Raw genomic sequence first — 3,496 nt, 5'->3', positions numbered from 1 at the left:
AGCAGGATGCAGCAATCAGCGTATAGAACAAGCTCTAACGGGCAGTATGAACAAAATAGCAACTTTATTTCACCCGAAAATATACGGTGGAACAATGTTGCTTACTCTAAACTCTAGTTACCCCTGAATCAAAAAAGCCCGCTCGAAAGCGGGCTTTTCGTTCAGCAAAGAACCGGTATCAGCTGTCGAGTGACTGATAATACTCCATCAGGATCTTGGCCACCTCGGGACGGGAGAACTCGGGGGGAGGCGCTTCGCCCCGGCCCAGCATCTCGCGCACCTTGGTGCCGGACAGCAGCACAAAGTCTTCCTTGGTATGCCCTTCGGGCGCGTCACGCATCATGATGACCTTGTTCAGCTTGGTGGAGTATGCCGTGTGGTCCGCCTTGTAGATCTCGATCTGCATGGCGCCGGCAGGCACTTCATCGTCGAAGATGGTCTGGGCGTCGAAATCACCGTAGTAGTCACCAACACCGGCATGGTCACGGCCCACGATGAAGTGAGTGGCGCCCATGTTCTGACGGAAATAAGCGTGCAGCACCGCCTCGCGGGGACCGGCATAGAGCATGTCGAAGCCGTAACCGGTGATCATCACGGTGTTGGGCGGGAAGTACAGCTCAGCCATCTTGCGGATCGCTGCATCACGCACGGGAGCAGGAATATCGCCCGGCTTGAGCTTGCCCAGCAGCATGTGGATGACCACGCCATCGGCATTCACATCTTTCATGGCCATGTGGCACAGTTCTTCGTGAGCGCGGTGCATGGGGTTGCGGGTCTGGAAAGCCACCACGGTATTCCAGCCGTGTTCCTTGATCTCGTTGCGGATTTCCACAGCGGTACGGAAGGTATCCGGGAAATCCGTCTGGAAATAGGAGAAGTTCAGCACCTTGATGGGACCGGAAATGGCATTGCGGCCCTGACCCATGAATGCGGCCACGCCGGGATGCTCAGGATCGTCGGTGCGATACACCTTGTCACGCATGACAGCCATCTGATCTTCACCGACTTTCTCGATGTTCTCGATATCCATCACCGCCAGCACGGGGTTGCCTTCCACGTTGGGATCGCGCAGGGCGATGCGCTTGGCGTCGCCGATAGCGGCAATGGCGTCGTCATCCACCAGGTTCATCACAGGAACCGGGAAGAAAGAACCGTCGGTGAGGGTCATTTTCTCAGCAGCGCCCATGGCATCGGCCACGTTCATGAAGCCCTTGAGAGGCGTAAAATAGCCACCACCCAGCATGACCGCGTTACCGGCAGCGGGTGAAGTGATGATGACAGAAGGCAGGCTTTCAGCTTCCTTCGTCAGGGCATGGTGCTCGTCCACGTCGTAGACGAACAGGGGAAGCAGAGTATCAGAGCCAATGGGGTTGATCATGCGGCAATCTCCTGGAAAATTGGGTTGACCTGAATTCGTATTTTGCAGTTTGCAGCGGACGGGCCAACAACATCCATAAGTAATTGCAGGAAATTACCAGATACTGAACTTTGCCGCCCCTAGTTTCTCTTTATGACCTTAGTAATTTTTTACCATATGAACATTACAATTCAGCGACGGACCTCTTCCTTGCTTGAGTCTTTAAGCTAGCGCTCCTCACTATATGTCTCTTGGCAGAAAAACGCGCCCCACCTGCATTTCCGGGCGGATGAATCAGGAGAAATCACCTTGTAATTCAAGAAAATAGCTCTTCATCCTCATATAGGTCTTTCCATGTCGTTCGAGGCGCGGGCACGCAAATAGCCCCGGGCGCCGTAGTCGAGAATCTTGCGATCGTCGGTGATCAGCGTGAGGCCGTGGTGGCGTGCGGTGGCGACGATCAGCCGGTCGGCGGGGTCGGAATGGAAGTGGCCTGGCAGTGCATTGGCGTCCAGTACCACGCCAATGTTCAGGTCAAGGAGCTGAAACCGGGTACGCTCGAAAAATACATCGACCCACGCAATGGTAGCACATCCCAGCTGAATGCGGTTCTTGGAAACCAGCATGCCAAGCTCCCATACCGACATGACGGACAAGTACAGGCGTTGCTGTTCGTCCAGCGTGGTGAGGCGTTGTGCCACTTGGGATGGCAGGCGTTTCTTGTTACCCAGGGCATACCACAACCAGATGTGGGTATCGACGAGGTAATCTTCGGTCATTGTTCATCCTCGTCCGGCTTCCCCTCCACCACGCCCAGTCCCTCATAAAAATGCGCCTCCTCGCCCAGCGCGGCCTCCCAATCCTCACCTTCAATGGGCGCCATGATGTCCCCGGTGATCTTGATGGTGCCGGCCATGCAACCGAAATAGTTTGGCTGCTTTTCTTCCTCCGGCTCCACTGGCACCAGCTTGGCGATGGGCTTACCGCGCTTGGTAACGATGACGGGTTCGTGGGTCTTGGCGACTTCATCCATCAGCTTCAGGCACTTGGCCTTGAACTCGGTGGCGTTGATTTTCATGATCTGCTCCAAATGGTCAGGTACTCATGACCAGTTTAGCACATATAGTCACCATCAAATGACCAGATCCAAAGCAGCCACTATATCGACCTCCAGCACTGGGGGGTAGATCGTGGTATCTTCCCCATCCGTGCCCGGATATCGGGGTAAACCTCTTCAGTTCGGCGGTCTTCCTGCAACTGGCTGAATTGCTGGTCACATCCCCCAACAAAGCGCCCTGCATTCAGTCATCTTATCGAGACGGCTTTTCCCACTCATTTGCGCTTCAGAAACCCGCTTCATTCAATTCCCGATACGCATCACAACCACCCTGAAACCCATTGTCGCAAGCTTTTCCGTACCATTCTTTTGCGGTCGATTTATCCTGCCGTACGCCTCGGCCGGGGCGGAATACATGCCCCCCAGGATGATCTGAGCCTCAGTTAAACCTTGCTCAGCAGCTTTTCGGTACCACTTCACAGCTTCTTTGAAATCCTGCCGTACGCCTTGGCCTTCTCCATACATGAGTCCCAAGTTTACTTGGGCCTTGGGTAAACCTTGCTCAGCAGCTTTTTGGTACCACTTTACGGCCTCTTTGAAATCCTGCCGTACGCCCCGGCCATTGGCATACATGAGTCCCAGATTGCGCTGAGCATTCACGTGACCTTGCACAGCGGCTTTTTGGTACCACTTCACAGCTTCCTTGTCATTCTGCCGCACACCTTGGCCATTGTCATACATGACCCCCAGGTTGTACTGGGCACTGGCATAACCTTGCTCAGCAGCTTTGCGGAACCACTTTACAGCTTCTTTTTTATCCTGCTGCACGCCTTGACCGTTGTTATATATGACCCCCAGATTGTACTGGGCAAGGGTAACACCTTGCTCAGCGGCTTTGCGGTACCACTTTACGGCTTCCTGTTTGCCCTGCCGAACACCTTGGCCGTTGGCATACATGACCCCCAGATTGTACTGGGCAAGGGCATAACCTTGCTCGGCGGCTCTGCGGTACCACTTTACGGCTTCTTTTAAATCCTGCCGCACACCTTGGCCTTCCGCATACATGACCCCCAGGCATGAAC

General features: G+C 54.5%; 4 protein-coding genes. All 4 read right to left on the bottom strand.

What is annotated here, in order from left to right; genetic code table 11:
* Positions 1 to 178 precede the first annotated feature (178 nt).
* Complete coding sequence (gene sat / locus ACOCD2_RS14485) at positions 179 to 1,378, bottom strand: sulfate adenylyltransferase (RefSeq protein WP_293645523.1); 1,200 nt, start codon at positions 1,376 to 1,378, stop codon at positions 179 to 181.
* Between the two features lie 317 nt (positions 1,379 to 1,695).
* Positions 1,696 to 2,136: a type II toxin-antitoxin system VapC family toxin gene (locus ACOCD2_RS14480; RefSeq protein WP_293645525.1), complete on the bottom strand. Its 441-nt coding sequence runs from the start codon at positions 2,134 to 2,136 to the stop codon at positions 1,696 to 1,698.
* Complete coding sequence (locus ACOCD2_RS14475; protein ID WP_305800179.1) at positions 2,133 to 2,435, bottom strand: type II toxin-antitoxin system Phd/YefM family antitoxin; 303 nt, start codon at positions 2,433 to 2,435, stop codon at positions 2,133 to 2,135. Before ACOCD2_RS14475 ends, ACOCD2_RS14480 begins: the two co-directional genes overlap by 4 nt.
* A 282-nt stretch (positions 2,436 to 2,717) precedes the next feature.
* A partial coding sequence (locus tag ACOCD2_RS14470) for a tetratricopeptide repeat protein (RefSeq protein WP_305803311.1) occupies positions 2,718 to 3,496 on the bottom strand: 779 nt, incomplete at its 5' end.

The sequence above is a fragment of the Thiolapillus sp. genome (assembly GCF_048562965.1).
GTDB classification, from domain to species: domain Bacteria; phylum Pseudomonadota; class Gammaproteobacteria; order Chromatiales; family Chromatiaceae; genus Thiolapillus; species Thiolapillus brandeum_A.
This window is presented reverse-complemented; position numbering and strand designations above follow the sequence as displayed.